Origin of the sequence: Mesorhizobium waimense (assembly GCF_003601975.1) — a bacterium.
Classification (GTDB): domain Bacteria; phylum Pseudomonadota; class Alphaproteobacteria; order Rhizobiales; family Rhizobiaceae; genus Mesorhizobium; species Mesorhizobium waimense.
Genome location: NZ_QZWZ01000032.1, coordinates 37,297 through 52,004, shown reverse-complemented (window position 1 = coordinate 52,004; position 14,708 = coordinate 37,297). Strand labels below are relative to the sequence as shown.

General features: G+C 63.7%; 17 protein-coding genes and 1 tRNA gene. 7 read left to right on the top strand and 11 right to left on the bottom strand.

What is annotated here, in order from left to right:
• The first annotated feature begins 88 nt into the window (after positions 1-88).
• The 3 genes from D3227_RS29335 to D3227_RS29325 all read left to right on the top strand — a co-directional run bounded on the left by D3227_RS29335 (position 89) and on the right by D3227_RS29325 (position 2,481).
• Complete coding sequence (locus D3227_RS29335; protein ID WP_120017718.1) at positions 89-1,063, top strand: adenosine deaminase; 975 nt, start codon at positions 89-91, stop codon at positions 1,061-1,063.
• A 114-nt stretch (positions 1,064-1,177) separates the two neighbouring features.
• Positions 1,178-1,807: a uracil phosphoribosyltransferase gene (gene upp, locus D3227_RS29330; protein WP_120017734.1), complete on the top strand. Its 630-nt coding sequence runs from the start codon at positions 1,178-1,180 to the stop codon at positions 1,805-1,807.
• A 110-nt stretch (positions 1,808-1,917) separates the two neighbouring features.
• Positions 1,918-2,481, top strand: a complete 564-nt coding sequence (locus D3227_RS29325; RefSeq protein WP_120017717.1) for a TIGR02281 family clan AA aspartic protease — start codon at positions 1,918-1,920, stop codon at positions 2,479-2,481.
• A 12-nt stretch (positions 2,482-2,493) separates the two neighbouring features.
• Here D3227_RS29325 and deoA read toward each other — a convergent pair whose 3' ends face one another.
• The 6 genes from deoA to D3227_RS29295 all read right to left on the bottom strand — a co-directional run bounded on the left by deoA (position 2,494) and on the right by D3227_RS29295 (position 8,756).
• Positions 2,494-3,813, bottom strand: a complete 1,320-nt coding sequence (deoA, locus tag D3227_RS29320) for a thymidine phosphorylase (RefSeq protein ID WP_120017716.1) — start codon at positions 3,811-3,813, stop codon at positions 2,494-2,496.
• A 5-nt stretch (positions 3,814-3,818) separates the two neighbouring features.
• On the bottom strand, positions 3,819-4,634 hold the full coding sequence (locus tag D3227_RS29315) for a purine-nucleoside phosphorylase (RefSeq protein WP_120017715.1): 816 nt from the start codon (positions 4,632-4,634) through the stop codon (positions 3,819-3,821).
• Positions 4,635-4,647: 13 nt separating this feature from the next.
• Positions 4,648-5,040 carry a cytidine deaminase gene (gene cdd, locus D3227_RS29310; protein ID WP_006203166.1) on the bottom strand — a complete coding sequence of 131 codons (393 nt, stop codon included), beginning with the start codon at positions 5,038-5,040 and terminating at the stop codon, positions 4,648-4,650.
• A 74-nt stretch (positions 5,041-5,114) separates the two neighbouring features.
• Positions 5,115-6,086 (bottom strand): ABC transporter permease, encoded by a 972-nt coding sequence (locus tag D3227_RS29305; RefSeq protein ID WP_120017714.1) that lies wholly within the window; start codon positions 6,084-6,086, stop codon positions 5,115-5,117.
• 1 nt (position 6,087) lies between these two features.
• Complete coding sequence (locus D3227_RS29300; RefSeq protein WP_120017713.1) at positions 6,088-7,227, bottom strand: ABC transporter permease; 1,140 nt, start codon at positions 7,225-7,227, stop codon at positions 6,088-6,090.
• Positions 7,224-8,756: an ABC transporter ATP-binding protein gene (locus D3227_RS29295; RefSeq protein ID WP_120017712.1), complete on the bottom strand. Its 1,533-nt coding sequence runs from the start codon at positions 8,754-8,756 to the stop codon at positions 7,224-7,226. Before D3227_RS29295 ends, D3227_RS29300 begins: the two co-directional genes overlap by 4 nt.
• Before the next feature lie 200 nt (positions 8,757-8,956).
• Between D3227_RS29295 and D3227_RS29290 the strand changes: the two genes are divergently transcribed.
• Together D3227_RS29290 and D3227_RS29285 are read left to right on the top strand one after the other, a co-directional pair.
• A complete protein-coding gene (locus tag D3227_RS29290) occupies positions 8,957-9,166 on the top strand; it encodes a SlyX family protein (protein ID WP_013893045.1) in 210 nt (69 codons plus the stop codon).
• Positions 9,167-9,182: 16 nt separating this feature from the next.
• Positions 9,183-9,587 (top strand): hypothetical protein, encoded by a 405-nt coding sequence (locus tag D3227_RS29285; protein ID WP_120017711.1) that lies wholly within the window; start codon positions 9,183-9,185, stop codon positions 9,585-9,587.
• Here D3227_RS29285 and D3227_RS29280 read toward each other — a convergent pair.
• From D3227_RS29280 to D3227_RS29265, 4 genes are all read right to left on the bottom strand, one after another.
• Complete coding sequence (locus D3227_RS29280; RefSeq protein ID WP_120017710.1) at positions 9,582-10,043, bottom strand: GNAT family N-acetyltransferase; 462 nt, start codon at positions 10,041-10,043, stop codon at positions 9,582-9,584. The genes D3227_RS29285 and D3227_RS29280 overlap by 6 nt on opposite strands.
• 96 nt (positions 10,044-10,139) lie before the next feature.
• The gene (locus tag D3227_RS29275) at positions 10,140-11,129 is read right to left on the bottom strand and encodes a BMP family lipoprotein (protein ID WP_006203175.1); all 990 of its coding nucleotides are present in this window, start codon (positions 11,127-11,129) and stop codon (positions 10,140-10,142) included.
• A 243-nt stretch (positions 11,130-11,372) separates the two neighbouring features.
• Positions 11,373-11,693: a hypothetical protein gene (locus D3227_RS29270; RefSeq protein WP_120017709.1), complete on the bottom strand. Its 321-nt coding sequence runs from the start codon at positions 11,691-11,693 to the stop codon at positions 11,373-11,375.
• A gap of 130 nt (positions 11,694-11,823) precedes the next feature.
• On the bottom strand, positions 11,824-12,525 hold the full coding sequence (locus D3227_RS29265) for a DUF2569 family protein (protein ID WP_120017708.1): 702 nt from the start codon (positions 12,523-12,525) through the stop codon (positions 11,824-11,826).
• 361 nt (positions 12,526-12,886) lie between these two features.
• Between D3227_RS29265 and D3227_RS29260 the strand changes: the two genes are divergently transcribed.
• Positions 12,887-12,976, top strand: a tRNA-Ser gene (locus D3227_RS29260).
• 114 nt (positions 12,977-13,090) lie between these two features.
• Entirely contained in the window at positions 13,091-14,413 is a 1,323-nt protein-coding gene (locus D3227_RS29255; RefSeq protein WP_120017707.1) for a site-specific integrase, read from the top strand.
• A 36-nt stretch (positions 14,414-14,449) separates the two neighbouring features.
• Here the strand turns inward: D3227_RS29255 and D3227_RS43025 are convergent, their stop codons facing one another.
• The gene (locus tag D3227_RS43025) at positions 14,450-14,635 is read right to left on the bottom strand and encodes a hypothetical protein (RefSeq protein ID WP_245451918.1); all 186 of its coding nucleotides are present in this window, start codon (positions 14,633-14,635) and stop codon (positions 14,450-14,452) included.
• Positions 14,636-14,708 lie beyond the last annotated feature (73 nt).

Below are 14,708 nucleotides of genomic sequence, written 5' to 3'. Positions count from 1 at the left end.
GCGGGCGCTATTGTTTAAGGCGCGGTGTTCGGCCGCGCTTCCAGGTGGTGGGCTTATAAGGCCTGGACCGACGTGACGGGATGATTGAATGCCTTTGAAAGCGGAACTGCACTGCCACATAGAAGGGGCAGCGGCGCCCGAACTCGTCATCAGCCAGGCCCGCAAATACGGCAAGGACACGTCGCCCTATATCCAGAACGGCTCCTTCGTCTGGAACGATTTCACCGCTTTCCTGGCCGCCTACGATTTTTCGTCCGACCTGTTCCGCACCGAAGAAGACTATGCGCGGCTGGCCGACCACTATCTGACCAGCCTTGCCCGCGACGGCGCCATCTATTCCGAGGTCTTCACTTCACCCGACCACGCTAAAAAGGCCGGCCTGTCGGCCAAGGCCTACACGGACGCGCTCGGCGAAGGCATGGCCCGCGCCAAGGCCAAGACCGGCATCGAAGGCCGCATGATCGTCACCGGCGTGCGCCATGTCGGCGTCGAATCAATCGAGCAGGCAGCGCGCTTCGCCGCGCGTTGCGGACACCCGCTGGTGACCGGCTTCGGCGTCGCCGGCGACGAGCGCATGGGCGATTTCGAGGACTATGTCCGCGCCTTCGAGATCGCCCGCGAGGCAGGGCTCGGCATCACCATCCATGCCGGCGAGCTGATGGGCTGGGAGAGCGTCAAGGCAGCACTCGACCATATCCGCCCGTCGCGTATCGGCCACGGCGTGCGCGCCATCGAAAATCCCGACCTTGTCCGCCGCATCGCCGACGAGGGCGTGGTGCTCGAATGCTGCCCGGGCTCGAACATTGCGCTCAAGGTGTTCGACAGCTTTGCCGACCATCCGTTTCCGGCGCTCAAGGCGGCGGGCTGCAAGGTGACGCTCAACTCCGACGACCCGCCCTATTTCTGGACCTCGCTGAAGCGCGAATACGATATCGCCGCCGAGCATTTCGCCATGAACGACAAGGCGCTCACGGCTGTCACCAGGACGGCGATCGAGGCGGCCTTCGTCGACAGGAAGACGAAGACGGCGCTTCTCGCCCGCCTCAACGGCGCCGCGCGCTGATCTCTTCACCGGCAAATTTCCGGCAAAAACTGTGGTCGGTGGCGGCCAAGCGGTTCCTTGCCCGCCGCATTGCCGCTAGGGTCTTTCGAATTGCCGGAATTCCAGGAGAGCACCATGCAGGGCGTCACCGTCGTCGACCACCCGCTTGTCCAGCACAAGCTGACCATCATGCGCAAGAAGGAGACCTCGACAGCCGGCTTCCGGCGGCTGTTGCGCGAGATCTCGCTGCTTCTGGGCTACGAGGTCACGCGCAATCTCGAATTGACGACGACCGAGATCGAAACGCCGATCGAGACCATGGAAGCACCGACGCTCGAGGGCAAGAAGCTGGTCTTCGCCTCGGTGCTGCGTGCCGGCAACGGCCTTCTCGAAGGCCTGCTCGATCTGGTGCCGGCGGCGCGTGTCGCTCATATCGGCCTCTACCGCGATCATGAAACGCTGGAGGCGGTGGAGTATTTCTTCAAGGCGCCGAGCGATCTCGCCGACCGGCTGGTGATCGTCGTCGACCCGATGCTGGCAACCGCCAATTCGGCCATCGCGGCAATCGACAAGCTGAAGGGCCGTGGTGCCACCAACATCCGCTTCCTGTGCCTGCTTGCAGCACCCGAAGGCATCGAGCGCTTCACCAAGGCGCATCCGGATGTCCCAGTCTTCACCGCCTCGATCGACCGCCAGCTCAACGACAAGGGCTACATCATGCCCGGTCTCGGCGACGCCGGCGACCGCATGTACGGAACGAAGTGACCGCATCGACGATTGTTTACCAATCGTTTACGCAAAGGGGCGGTTTCAACGCGCGTTAAAGCTGAAAACACCATGTCGGCATAGGCTTGGGTCTTCACGAAGGTCCATCCATGCTGCGCAAGCTTCTCTTCCTTGGCGTCTTTGCCGGAGCCTCGGCCTCGATCCCGATCCTCTATCAATCGAACCCTGAGATGCTGGACGGCCTGCTGAAGCCGGCGGTCGCCTCCAAGCCGGCGGAAGAGGCGCAGCCGGAAGTGAACCTGGCGTCGGTGCCGGACAAGCCGGTCGCACCCCTGCCGCTCGGTCGCAAGGTGGTGGTCAACGCCGACGCGCGCGGCCACTTCACCTCGGCCTTCAAGCTCAACGGCCGTCAGGTCGACGGCCTGATCGACACCGGCGCCACATTGGTCGCCATCAACACCTCCACGGCGCGCCGAATCGGCATCTCGCTCAATCCGTCGGATTTCATCCATCAGGTCAACACCGCCAATGGCGCCATCAAGGCGGCGGTGGTCACCCTTGACCGTCTGCAGATCGGCAAGATCTCGGTCGACAACATCCAGGCCGTCGTGCTCGACGACAAGGCACTGCGCACCAATCTGATCGGCATGAGCTTTCTGCAGAAGCTGCAGAAATATGAGGTCGAGAACGGCGCGTTGCTGCTTGTCCAGTAGGGCAACGACACCCTATCCTCGCGGCAGGATCCGCCGCATGACGGTCTTTTCCGCCGCCGGCTTCGAAGCGCCGATCGTATAGGCCGCAAGCACGGCGGCCGCTGCCGCTTCCGCGTCCGACTCTGAACGGGCATGAACCACCGCCAGCGCCTCGCCGGCCGGCACCTCAGCCCCAACCGGCAACAGCCTTGTGATGCCGACCGCATGATCGATCCTGTCGTCGGGCCGGGTACGCCCGCCACCGAGGCCGACGACGGCAAGCCCGATGTCGCGCGTCGCAATGCCGGTGACAAAACCGTCTTCTGGCGCCCTCACGGCCAGTTCCACCGGTGCCTTGGGCAAGTATTTTTCCGGCCTGTCGACGAAATCGACGGGACCGCCGAGCGCGGCCACCATGCGCTGGAAGACGGCCGCCGCGCGGCCGCCGGCGAGCGTCTCGGCCGCGCGCCTGATGCCGTCCTGGTTGGATGCAGCCAGCCCGGCCGACTGCAGCATCTCGGCGGCCAGCGCCAGCGTCACATTCTCCAGCCGCTTGTCGCGCACTCGCCCTGTGAGGAAATCGACGGCGTTGCGCACCTCGACCGCGTTGCCGGCGGCGGACGCAAGCGGCTCGTTCATGCCCGTGACCAAAGCCGAGGCCCTGAGCCCGGCGCCACTGGCCACCTCGACCAGGCTGTTAGCCAGCGCGGTCGCGTCGCGCGACTTCTCCATGAAGGCACCATTGCCGACCTTGACGTCGAGCACCAGCGAGCCCAGCCCGGCGGCGAGCTTCTTCGACAGGATCGAGGCGGTGATCAGCGGTACTGATTCCACCGTCCCGGTCACGTCGCGGATCGCATAGAGCCGGCGGTCGGCGGGCGCCAGATCGGCGGTCTGGCCGATAATGGCGCAGCCGGTTTCAAGCACGGTCTTGCGGAAGAGCGCCAGATCCGGCTGGCTTATGTAGCCGGGGATGGCATCCATCTTGTCCAGCGTGCCGCCGGTGTGGCCAAGGCCACGGCCGGAGATCATCGGCACATAGGCGCCGCAGGCGGCGACGATCGGCGCCAGCATCAGCGAGACATTGTCGCCGACGCCACCGGTCGAATGCTTGTCGGTGACCGGCCCCGGCAGGTCCGACCAGTCGAGCACGTCGCCGGAATCGCGCATGGCAATCGTCAGCGCCACCGCCTCCTCGCGGCTCATGCCGTTGAAGAACACCGCCATGGCGAAGGCGCCGACCTGCCCTTCAGTGACGCTGCCGATGGTCAGGCCGTCGACGAAGTTGGCGATCTCGGGCGCGGACAGTCTATGGCCGTCGCGCTTGCGGCGAATGATTTCCTGGGGAAGCATCCGGCCTAGACCTTATTCTCCGGCAGCCCGTCCTGGAACACGCGCTTGAGGATCGTCGCCAGCCGGGCGCCGCCCAGCGGCGCCATGTCCTTGGTTTCCTGGTGCGAAAGCTCAGCCCCGGTCATCCCGGCGGCCAGGTTGGTGATGACCGAGCAGGCGGCGACGCGCAAGCCAAGGAAGCGGGCGAGAATGACTTCCGGCACCGTCGACATGCCGACGGCATTGGCGCCCATGATGCGCGCCATGCGGATTTCGGCCGGCGTTTCGAAACATGGGCCGGAAAACCACATATAGACGCCCTTGTGCAGGTCTGTGCCGGTCGCCTTGGCCGCCTTCTCGATCGCCTTGCGCAGGCCCGCATCATAGGCCTCGGTGAGGCCGACGAAGCGGCGGTCGCTGGGTTCGCCGATCAGCGGGTTGGAACCGGAGAAATTGATGTGGTCGGTGAGCAGCATCACCGAGCCCGGCCCCATCTCCGGATCGACCGAGCCGGCGGCGTTGGTGAGGATCAATTGCGTGATGCCGATGCCGGCCAGCACCTCCAGCGCCGGACGCATCGCAGCCGCATTGCCGTGCTCGTAATAATGGGCGCGACCGGACAGCATCAGCACCGGCGTGCCGGCAAAATGCCCGGCCACCACCTCGCCGGCATGGCCGCTGACGCCGCTTCTCGGAAAGCCCGGCAACTCGGCATAGGAGATGCGCCGGGCGTCCTCGACCTGGTCGACGAGGCCACCAAGGCCGGAACCCAGCACCAGCGCGACTGTCGGCGCCATCCCGTCCAGCCTTTCGACGAGATGATCCAGAGCTTTTTCAATCATATCAGCCAGCTCTTCATTTCAGAATATCGCCCTTGAAGCCGTAGGGCAGCATCTCGCCCATGGTCACGGTCTCGACCACACCGCCATTGTCGCAAAGATAGAGTTTCGTCTCGGGCCGGCAGAATTCCGCCAGCCTCTGCCGGCAGCCGCCGCAGGGCGAGCATTTCGCCATCCGCTCGGCGATGACCGCGATTTCGGTAATCTTGCCGCCGCCGCCCATGATGTAGTGGCCGAGCGCCGTGGTCTCGGCACACCAGCCCTCGGGATAGGACGCCACCTCGATGTTGGCGCCGGCAAAGACGCGGCCGTCCTCGGTGCGCAGCGCCGCGCCAACCGGAAACTTCGAATAGGGTGCATAGGCCTTGGCCATCGCCGCTTTGGCCGCCTCGAACAGATCATGCGACATTCAGTTGTTCTCTCCCACGATCTTGTTCAAAAGCCGGTATTCGTTGGCGGATGCCGATTTCCGCTTGCGATCGCTCAGCGTTCCTTGACATAGGGCACGCCGCCGGCGCGCGGCGGGATCGCCTTGCCGATGAAGCCGGCAAGCAGGATCACGGTCAGCACATAGGGCAGCGCCTGCATGAACTGCACCGGCACCTTGCCGATCAAAGGCAGCGGCGTGCCTTGCAGCCGGATCGACAGCGCGTCGAGGAAGCCGAACAAAAGGCAGGCGAACATGGCGTTGACCGGCTTCCATTTGGCGAAGATCAGCGCCGCCAGCGCGATATAGCCCTTGCCGGCGGTCATGTCCTTCACGAAGCCGCCATTTTGCACCATCGACAGATAGGCGCCGGCGACGCCGGTCAGAATGCCGGTGCAGATCAGCGCCCGGTAGCGCAGCCAGGCGACCGAGATGCCGGCCGTGTCGACCGCCGCCGGGTTCTCGCCGACGGCGCGCAGCCTGAGCCCAAAGCGGGTGCGGAACAGCACCCACCAGGTGAACGGCACCATCAGAAAGGCGATGTAGACGAGTATGGAGTGGCCAGAGATCAGCTCCGAATAGATCGGCCCGATGATCGGCACGTCCCGCACCGCGTCGACGCCAGGCCAGGTGATCGCCTCGAAGCGTTCGCCCGGCGCCAGCGCTGGCGTGCGCCCGCCCTGCTGGAACCAATGCTGGCCGAGCATGATGGTCGAACCGGCGGCGATGAAATTGATCGCCACGCCGGAAACGATCTGGTTGCCGCGGTGGGTGATCGAGGCGAAGCCGTGGATCAGGGCGAAAACGACCGAGATCAGGATGGCCATGCCGAGGCCGAGAAAGGCGGAATGGAAGACCGAGGCGGCCGCGGCGCCGGCGAAGGCGCCGACCAGCATCTTGCCCTCGAGCCCGATATCGAAGACGCCAGCGCGCTCCGAATAGAGGCCGGCAAGGCAGGCGAGCAGCAGCGGCACCGACAGGCGGATGGTCGAGTCGAGGATCTGCACGATGGCGGTGAAGATATCCATCTCAGGCGCCCTTCCCCTTGACCGCTTCGATGCCGACCGCTTTCGGGCTGATCGAAGCGAACAGCGCCTGGATGTAGGGCCGGAACATGTGTTCGAGCGCGCCGGCAAACAGGATGACCAGGCCCTGGATGATAACGATCATGTCGCGGGAAATCGCCGGCATCTCGAAGGCGAGTTCGGCGCCGCCCTGGTAGAGCATGCCGAACAGGATCGCCGCCAGCACGATGCCGACCGGGTGCAGGCGTCCCATCAGCGCCACCGCGATGCCGACGAAACCGGCACCGGAGACGAAATCGAGCGCGACATTGTGCTGGTCGCCCATCGTCGGGTTGAGCGCCATCATGCCGGCCAGCGCACCCGAGATCATCATGGCGATGATGACGATACGGATCTCCGAAATGCCGGCATAGCGCGCCGCCTTCGAGCTGTGGCCGTAGGTGCGCATCTCGTAGCCGAGCCTGGTGCGCCAGATCAGCAGCCAGACCAGATAGGCCATCACCAGCGCCAGCAGGAAGCTGATGTTGAGCGGCGCCGAGCGTATCTTGGCGCCGAACAGTTCGATGACCCAGTTGAGCTTCGGCAGTTGCGCGCCGTCGAGGAAGGTGCGCGTCTGCGGTGCCATCGAACTGGCCGGCTTCAGGAAGCCGACCAGGGCATAGACCATGACGCTGGCGGCGATGAAGTTGAACATGATAGTGGTGATGACGATGTGGGAGCCGCGCTTGGCCTGCAGATAAGCAGGGATCAGCGCCCACAGCGCCCCCATCGCCGCAGATGCAATGATCGCCAGCGGGAAGGTCAGCCACCACGGCAGCACGCTGTCGAAGGCCAGGCACACGACACCAATGCCGAGCCCTGCAATGTAGCCTTGGCCCTCGCCACCGATGTTGAACAGGCCGCAATGCGCTGCTACCGCCACCGAAAGCCCGCTGAAGATGAAGGTGGTGGCGTAGAAAAGCGTGAACGCAATGCCCGTGCCCCTGCCGAAGGCGCCTTCGACCAGGATGACCGCGGCGCGGAACGGATTTTCTCCGACCAGAAGCACCACGAAGCCGGCGACGACGAAGGCGACGAACAGATTGATCACCGGGATCAGGCCGTAATCGGCCCAGGCCGGCAGCTTGGCGTAGGGCGTGCTCATTCCGCGGCCTCCCGCTGCTCGACACCGGCCATCAGCAGGCCGAGTTCGCCCTCGGTCGCCTCCGGACCGCGCTCGCCGACGATGCGGCCGGCAAACATCACCAGGATGCGGTCGGAGAGCGAGCGGATCTCGTCCAGCTCGACCGACACCACCAGCACCGCCTTGCCCTGATCGCGCATGGCGATCAGCCGCTTGTGGATGAACTCGATGGCGCCGACGTCGACGCCGCGCGTCGGCTGGCCGACGATCAGCACGCCCGGATCCTGCTCCATCTCGCGTGCCAGCACGATCTTCTGCTGGTTGCCGCCGGAGAAATTGGCGGTCTTGAGCCGGCAGTCCGCCGGGCGGATGTCGTATTTGGTGATCTTGTCCTTGGCGTCGTTGCGGATCGCTTCGATGTTGAGCAGCGGCCCCTTCAGGTAGCGAGGGTCGTCGTGGTAGCCGAGGATCGAGTTCTCGTTCTCCTCGAAGGCCAGTACTAGGCCGACATGATGGCGGTCCTCCGGCACATGGGCGAGGCCGCGGTCGCGCAGCTCACCCGGGTCTGCCTTGCCGGTAAGGTCGATCGGCCTGCCGTCGAGCATGACCGAGCCTGAGACGGCGTGCCTGATGCCGGATATCGCCTCCAATAGTTCGGACTGGCCGTTGCCGGCGACACCCGCGATGCCGACGATCTCGCCGGCGCGCAGGTCGAAGGAAACGTCGTCGACCATGGTGACGCCGCGCGAATCCTTCACCGTCAGGTTCTTGACCGCGAGCTTGACGCCGCCGGCCTCGGCCTCGCCCTTCTCGACCCTCAGCAGCACCCGCCGCCCGACCATCAGCTCGGCCAGTTCCTCGACCGTCGTCTTCTTGGTTTCCCTGGTTGCCACCATCGTGCCCTGGCGCATCACCGAAACGGTGTCGGTGATGGCCATGATCTCGCGCAATTTGTGGGTGATCAGCACCACCGTTTTTCCCTGCTCCTTCAATTGCTTGAGGATGCGGAACAGGTGGTCGGCCTCGGCCGGCGTCAAAACGCCCGTCGGCTCGTCGAGGATCAGGATCTCGGCGCCGCGATACAGCGCCTTGAGGATCTCGACGCGCTGTTGCAGGCCGACCGGCAATTCCTCGATGATCGCATCGGGATCGACCTCGAGCCCGTATTCGCGCTCGAGCCGCTCCAGCTCGGACCGCGCCTTGGCGATGCTCTTCTTCAATAGCGCGTCGCTTTCGGCGCCGAGAATGACATTTTCCAGCACCGAGAAATTGTCGACCAGCATGAAGTGCTGGTGCACCATGCCGATGCCCAGCGCGATCGCGTCATTGGGCGTCTTGATCGATGCCGGCTGGCCGCCGACGCGGATTTCGCCGCTGTCGGCCTGATAGAAGCCGTAGAGGATCGACATCAGCGTCGACTTGCCGGCACCATTCTCGCCGACGATGCCGTGGATGGTGCCACGGACGATTTCCAGATTGATGTCGCGATTGGCGCGCACGGCGCCAAAACTCTTGTTGATGCCGATCAGCTCGATTGCGGCTTGCGCCATGTCCCACTCTTATTTTTATCGCTTGGTCAAAACGCCTAGCATGACACCCCGCCCGTGCCAATTGGCCGGAGTGCTGTCCACTCTCGACAAATCCCCGCGCGCTTGTCAATTTCGAACGTGCCGGGGACCTTCACATTCGCTAATGTGAAGAACTTGCAGGGCGCATCGTCTTGGAGCTGCGCAACATACCGGGGTTTTGAATGACCATGCCTGCCGACCGGCTGACGACGCTGGAAATCCGCGCCGCCGAGCAGGAAAAGACGATCGAGGAACTGTCCGGCCAGATCGCCGAGCAGTGGAAGGTGATCGAGCGCATGCAGCGCAAGCTCGACGCGCTGACCGACCGGTTCCTGGCGCTGGAGGAACAGTCCGCGCCCGACGTGCCGGTGACCAAGCCGCCGCACTGGTGAGGGAGGGAGAAGTGTCATGGCCAGTGAAAGCGACCGCGTCGCCCGTGCCGGCGACTATGTGCTTGGCCTGATGAACGACAGGGACCGCCAGCGCGCCGAGCGCGACCTGGAGATCGACCCTGCTTTCCGTGACACGGTGCTGCGGCTTGCCGAACGCATGCGCGTCTTCGACGACGCCGCACCAGTGGAGGGAGCGTCCGACAATCGCTGGAAACTGGTCTCGCAGCGCATCGCCGACCTGCCGCAGATGCGGCTGGCCGGCCTTGGCGAGGCAGAAGCCAAGCCGCCCGTCGTGATCCACAGGCTGGAGCGCCCACCCTATGGCGTCGGACTGCATTCCTCCGGCGGGCGGCGCGGAACCGTCATCGCCATTGCCTTGGCCACAGCCTTCGCGCTCGGCTATCTGGCCGGACAGCTATAGGCGGAGCTTGCGCGACATCAACAGCATCGGCCCGCTGTCCTGTTCGAACGTCTCGACCCTGGTCCAGCCAAGCCTGGCGTAGAAATCGCGCGCTTCCCAGGTGTAGAGATAGAGCACGTCAACGCCGAGCAACATTGCACGCGCTTCGACCGCTCTGACCAGCGCCGTGCCGATCCCCCGGCCACGATACCCGGCATCGACGACAAGCCCGGCCAGCCAGGGCGTCAATTCATGCGCCGGTTCCAGTTCGTTGCGGACCAGCAGGCAGGTTCCGATCGCGGCATCACCGTCACGAGCCACGAAAGCGGCTTCGAAGCTGTCGCCTGCCGAAAGCCTGTTGAGGTCGGCGATGTCTTCCTCGAGTGTCCTTCCCGTTCCGTCGAAGAAGGCGGCAAGGCGCATCCGTGCAAGGGCCTCGACATCGCGAGCTTCCATGAGTTCGATTGTCGGCGGCATCGTTTCTCCCGTGGCTGACGCTGCCCAGTCGACCAGTTCCAGTCAAAACAAAACCGCCGGGACGATGCCCGGCGGTTTGCAAGTGATTTCGGTCGATCAATACGGGCAGGCATTGTCCGACATGTAGTCGTGCACCTTGACGGTGCCGGCGATGATGTCGGCCTTGGCCTTTTCGACGGCCGTCTTCATGGCGTCGTCGACAAGCGCCTTGTTGTTGTCGTCCATGGCGTAGTCGACGCCGCCTTCCTTGAGGCCAAGGTCGTTGATGCCGCCGGTGAACTTGTCGTTCTTGGCGTCCATGAAGGTGTTGTAGACGGCAACGTCGACGCGCTTGACCATAGAGGTCAGCACCTTGCCGGGCTGCAGGCCGTTCTGGTTGGAATCGACGCCGATGCCGAGCTTGCCGGAATCGGCGGCTGCCTGCAGCACGCCGACGCCGGTGCCGCCGGCCGCCGCGTAGATCACGTCCGCGCCCTGATCGATCTGCGTCTTGGCGATTTCGCCGCCCTTGGCCGGGTCGTTCCAGGCGGCGGGCGTGTCGCCCGTCATGTTCTGGATGACGTCGGTCGCCCCTGCCGACTTGGCGCCGCCGACATAGCCGCAGCCGAACTTGCGGATCAGCGGAATGTCCATGCCGCCGATGAAGCCGACCTTCTTGGACTTCGACGCCATCGCCGCCATCACGCCGACCAGGTAGGAGCCTTCCTGCTCCTTGTAGACGACGGAGCGGACATTGGGCTTGTCGACGACCATGTCGATAATGGCGAACTTGGTATCGGGGAACTCCGCGGCGATCTTGTCCAAAGCATCCGCCCAGGAGAAGCCAGCCATGACGATCGGATTGCGGCCGTCCTCGGCGAAGCGGCGCAGCGCCTGCTCACGCTGGGTGGCGTTGGAGACTTCGAATTCGACATAGGCAATGCCGGTCTCGGTCTTGAATTTTTCAGCGCCGTTGTAGGACGCTTCGTTGAAGGATTTGTCGAACTTGCCGCCAAGATCATAGAGAATGGCTGGCTGGATATCGGCGGCGAAGGCCGGAAGAACCATTGCGGTTGCGGCCAGGAGGCCGAGAACGATACGTTTCATGTGATCCACACCCTGTCGGTTATTTTTCCGTTGTACACCGCGTCCTGCCCGGTTCTCCGGCAGGCACGCGACGTCAGGCAGGAGTGTACTCCCCTCCCGCTCCGGGCCAATCTGGCACGGCCCGAAACAAAATTCACGCGGAATTTTGACCTTTTGGAAAAGCATGGCGCGGGTGGGCTGCGCGGCGCATCATTCCGTTCGCCAAGGCGCTGAAAGGTTCTTCGTTCTGGTAGTCCGCAAACGTCAGGTCGCGGCGAATTCATTGCGCCGCTGCCGCCGGTAGCCGACGGCGTAGAGCAGGAAGGCCAGCACCGCGAACACCGCAAAGCCAGGCTGGCCGAGCACAAAGGCGATGACGCCGTCCCACAGCAGCGGGCTGGCCTTTTCGCGCACGTAGCTTTCGAAGGCCGCGCGGGTGTCGGGGGAGACCGCCAACCAGCTTGCGTTGAGCGGCGTCATGACCAGCGCCGAGGCCGCCACCGATCGCGTCGCGTCGACCACCGCCATGATGACGGAAATCGAAAGCGCGACCATCGCCGCGAGACGAAAGATGAAACGGAACATGCAGACTTCCTCCCCAGGATTTCCCTGGCCCCTCCGTCGGACCCGGGTATCGTCCCTTCCCAACCGAGAGATAGAACGCGCCTGCCCTGACGGCAATCGTGACACGCGAATTTGAAAGTCGCGACGCGCTTCAAGTCGCCGGCTTGCGCCTTCGCCGGTTCACGCGCCAGACGGCGAACAGCCCGCCGGCGATGGCGCCGACAACCAGCCCGGCCAGGCCGATGAACACGGCGAAGTAGCCGCAGGCACCCTCGAAGCAGCTCATGTCGGTAATTTCGGCGATCAGCGAGCCGACGGCAAACCCGGCGCATGCACCGAGTGCGGCGCCGAGGATGATGCCGAGCAGTGCGGCGATGACCGATACCAGAACCGGCGGGCTCTCGGTTTCCGGACTGGCATAGACCGCTTCGGCGCCCGAGCCGCGCCGCAGAAGATAGATGCAGAGTACGCCGATGGCGATTTCGCCCAGGCTGAAGGCAAGCCCTTGCGCTGAAAAGCCGAAATCCGGCGCGAGCAACACATAGGCCAGCCTCGCCGCCAGCCAAACGATGGTGACGACCTGCCAGATGATGAAGTGGCGCGGAAAGCGCGCCGAGCGGTTGAAGGCAAGGCCGAGCAGGTAAAGGCCCCATAGAATGGTGACGATACCGCCGGCAAGACCGCTGTAGACGAAGTAGGCGACGCTGTCCGGCAGACCGTAGCCGCCGATCACCCGCCATGACGAGATCAGGCCATAGACCGAAAGCGCCATGGTGATGCAAAGCCACGCCACCGGCACGTAGGAGAGGCCGCTGTCCGGCCGCCTGGCCGGCTCCTGGTTGATCGATGTCATCTGCCGACAATGCCCCCGCAAAGCCTCGCATCCACTCGACAGGGGACCGCTGGCGAAGTCAAGCAACGACAGGCTGTGCCGCACGCCTGTGCACATCATTCGCCCGCAGCCATGCCGAAAAGCACCGCGCCGGCGACATCGCCGACAATCCGTGCGCGGCAAAGCCGACGAAGCGCCATTATGGCTTGGCATTCGCCGCGGGATCGACTAGATGAGCCCCGCGCCTGTTTGCTTCGACGGCTTCAGGTGCGGGGAAGGGCTACCCGCTGGTTGACGGCGCCCAGAAGCGGAGGTTCCGCCCCCAAGGGATTGCATGTCCCCAACCCGCGCGGCAAGACCGGCCGGCGCGCCATGCAAGGACGGAGAGGTGGCCGAGTGGTTGAAGGCGCACGCCTGGAAAGTGTGTTTACGGGAGACCGTAACGCGGGTTCGAATCCCGCTCTCTCCGCCAACTGACTTCCCTAAAAGTCATTTGTTTTCAAAAACTTCGTTGCAGCCCTTGACCGCCGCAGCTCGAAACATATCTCATTCTGTGTAACAAACTGTGTAACATTAGAGCTGACTAATGCGAAGATCCGCGCCCGCAAGGCCGCATAAGCGCGACGGCATCTGGTATCTCGTGCGCAGGGTGCCGAAGGAGTTTGCGGCGTTTGACCGCCGGGGCCTCGTGCGAATTTCCACTGGGGTCGCCGTTGCTGATGATCCGCGCGGTGTACGGGCCCGCGACGCAGTGCGGAGCCTCGGCGCCGGGCTCGAGGCATATTGGCGCAAACTTGGCGACGGCCAGTCCGCTGAGGCGGCGCTACGCTTCGAGGCTGCCCGGAAGCGAGCGCGATCGTTCGGGCTAGCCTATCGCACCAATGATGAACTGGCGGCGGGGCCTCTCGACGAGCTCATGGCCCGTATCAAGTTGCTCCTCGACAGAAGTGCGGTCGAGGACGCAAAGGACGTCTCCGCGGTGATGGGCGGTGAGCAACGGCCAGCGCTTCGGCTGAGCGGTCTCCTAAAGGAGTTCGAGGCGATCGAGCAGCAGAATCTGCTCGCCATGTCGCCCAACCAGGTCAAGAAATGGCGTAACCCCAAGAAGCGCGCAATCGCCAATTTGATTGGCGTCATCGGTGATAAGGAGATCGCCCGCCTGATGCGGGAAGATGCGGTTACCTTCCGCGGGTGGTGGCAGAAGCGGATCGTCGGGGGCGGCCTCGATATCGGGACGGCCAACAAGGACATCGGCCACATCTCCAAGATGCTGCGTGTCGTCGACCTCACTCACCAGCTCAAGCTGGAGCCGGTTTTCCACAATCTGCGCCTTTCCGGTGCTGTCGCAGCGCAACGCGCTGCGTTCACGGCGGAATTCGTGCAGGGAGAGGTTCTCGCCGAAGGCGCGCTCGACGGGCTCAACGAGGAAGCGCGCCATCTTGTCTATTTGATCGCCGACACGGGACTCCGGCTCTCTGAAGCGGCGAATCTCATTCCAGAAACGATCCACCTCGATCACGAAATCCCACATGTGCAGGTGCGCCCTCATGGCCGTCGCCTGAAGACCGATCATTCAGCCCGTGACATTCCCCTGGTTGGCTGCGCACTTGAGGCGATGAAGCTCCATCCGGACGGCTTCCCGCGCTATCGCGACAAGGCAGCCTCGCTTTCGGCGCTCGTCAATAAGGTGCTCACCAACAAGAAACTTCTGCCGACGTCGGAACACAGCCTCTATAGCCTGCGGCACACCTTCGAGGACCGGCTAACGGCTGTCGAGGCGCCGGAGAAGGTGATCGCCTCCCTAATGGGCCATAAATGGATCCGGCCAAAATACGGCGCCGGACCGTCCTTGGCGCAGAAGCGCGAGTGGCTTCAAAGGATCGCTTTTATCCCACCCGCAAATATATGACCGATGTGAACTTAAGGTTCGTCATCTTCCTGTTCGTCATCTTCCTGCTTGCTCCGAGGACCATTTTACCCGTTCCGCCAGGAATTGAGCGAAGAGCTTCACATCCATACCAACGCTGGCCTGTTCAAGCCCAGCGAGATATGCCTTCCGGTCCTCCACTCTCAACACCGTCCACGGATAGCCGCCTGATGCCAACATGGCATTCATGAGAAAGCGGGCCATGCGTCCGTTTCCGTCGGGATAAGGGTCACATAACCAAGAAGCCAATGTCCCAGCACGGCGCGAACCGCCGGGT

Bases quoted from the DNA above. Each gene is read 5' to 3' on its own strand.
- D3227_RS29290 (WP_013893045.1), top strand. From the start codon at position 8,957: ATGACCATGCCTGCCGACCGGCTGACGACGCTGGAAATCCGCGCCGCC.
- D3227_RS29315 (WP_120017715.1), bottom strand. From the start codon at position 4,634: ATGATTGAAAAAGCTCTGGATCATCTCGTCGAAAGGCTGGACGGGATG.
- D3227_RS29270 (WP_120017709.1), bottom strand. From the start codon at position 11,693: ATGTTCCGTTTCATCTTTCGTCTCGCGGCGATGGTCGCGCTTTCGATT.
- D3227_RS29280 (WP_120017710.1), bottom strand. From the start codon at position 10,043: ATGCCGCCGACAATCGAACTCATGGAAGCTCGCGATGTCGAGGCCCTT.
- D3227_RS29300 (WP_120017713.1), bottom strand. From the start codon at position 7,227: ATGAGCACGCCCTACGCCAAGCTGCCGGCCTGGGCCGATTACGGCCTG.
- deoA (WP_120017716.1), bottom strand. From the start codon at position 3,813: ATGCTTCCCCAGGAAATCATTCGCCGCAAGCGCGACGGCCATAGACTG.
- D3227_RS29335 (WP_120017718.1), top strand. From the start codon at position 89: ATGCCTTTGAAAGCGGAACTGCACTGCCACATAGAAGGGGCAGCGGCG.
- cdd (WP_006203166.1), bottom strand. From the start codon at position 5,040: ATGTCGCATGATCTGTTCGAGGCGGCCAAAGCGGCGATGGCCAAGGCC.
- upp (WP_120017734.1), top strand. From the start codon at position 1,178: ATGCAGGGCGTCACCGTCGTCGACCACCCGCTTGTCCAGCACAAGCTG.
- D3227_RS29295 (WP_120017712.1), bottom strand. From the start codon at position 8,756: ATGGCGCAAGCCGCAATCGAGCTGATCGGCATCAACAAGAGTTTTGGC.
- D3227_RS29325 (WP_120017717.1), top strand. From the start codon at position 1,918: ATGCTGCGCAAGCTTCTCTTCCTTGGCGTCTTTGCCGGAGCCTCGGCC.
- D3227_RS29265 (WP_120017708.1), bottom strand. From the start codon at position 12,525: ATGACATCGATCAACCAGGAGCCGGCCAGGCGGCCGGACAGCGGCCTC.
- D3227_RS43025 (WP_245451918.1), bottom strand. From the start codon at position 14,635: ATGGCCCGCTTTCTCATGAATGCCATGTTGGCATCAGGCGGCTATCCG.
- D3227_RS29285 (WP_120017711.1), top strand. From the start codon at position 9,183: ATGGCCAGTGAAAGCGACCGCGTCGCCCGTGCCGGCGACTATGTGCTT.
- D3227_RS29305 (WP_120017714.1), bottom strand. From the start codon at position 6,086: ATGGATATCTTCACCGCCATCGTGCAGATCCTCGACTCGACCATCCGC.
- D3227_RS29255 (WP_120017707.1), top strand. From the start codon at position 13,091: ATGCGAAGATCCGCGCCCGCAAGGCCGCATAAGCGCGACGGCATCTGG.
- D3227_RS29275 (WP_006203175.1), bottom strand. From the start codon at position 11,129: ATGAAACGTATCGTTCTCGGCCTCCTGGCCGCAACCGCAATGGTTCTT.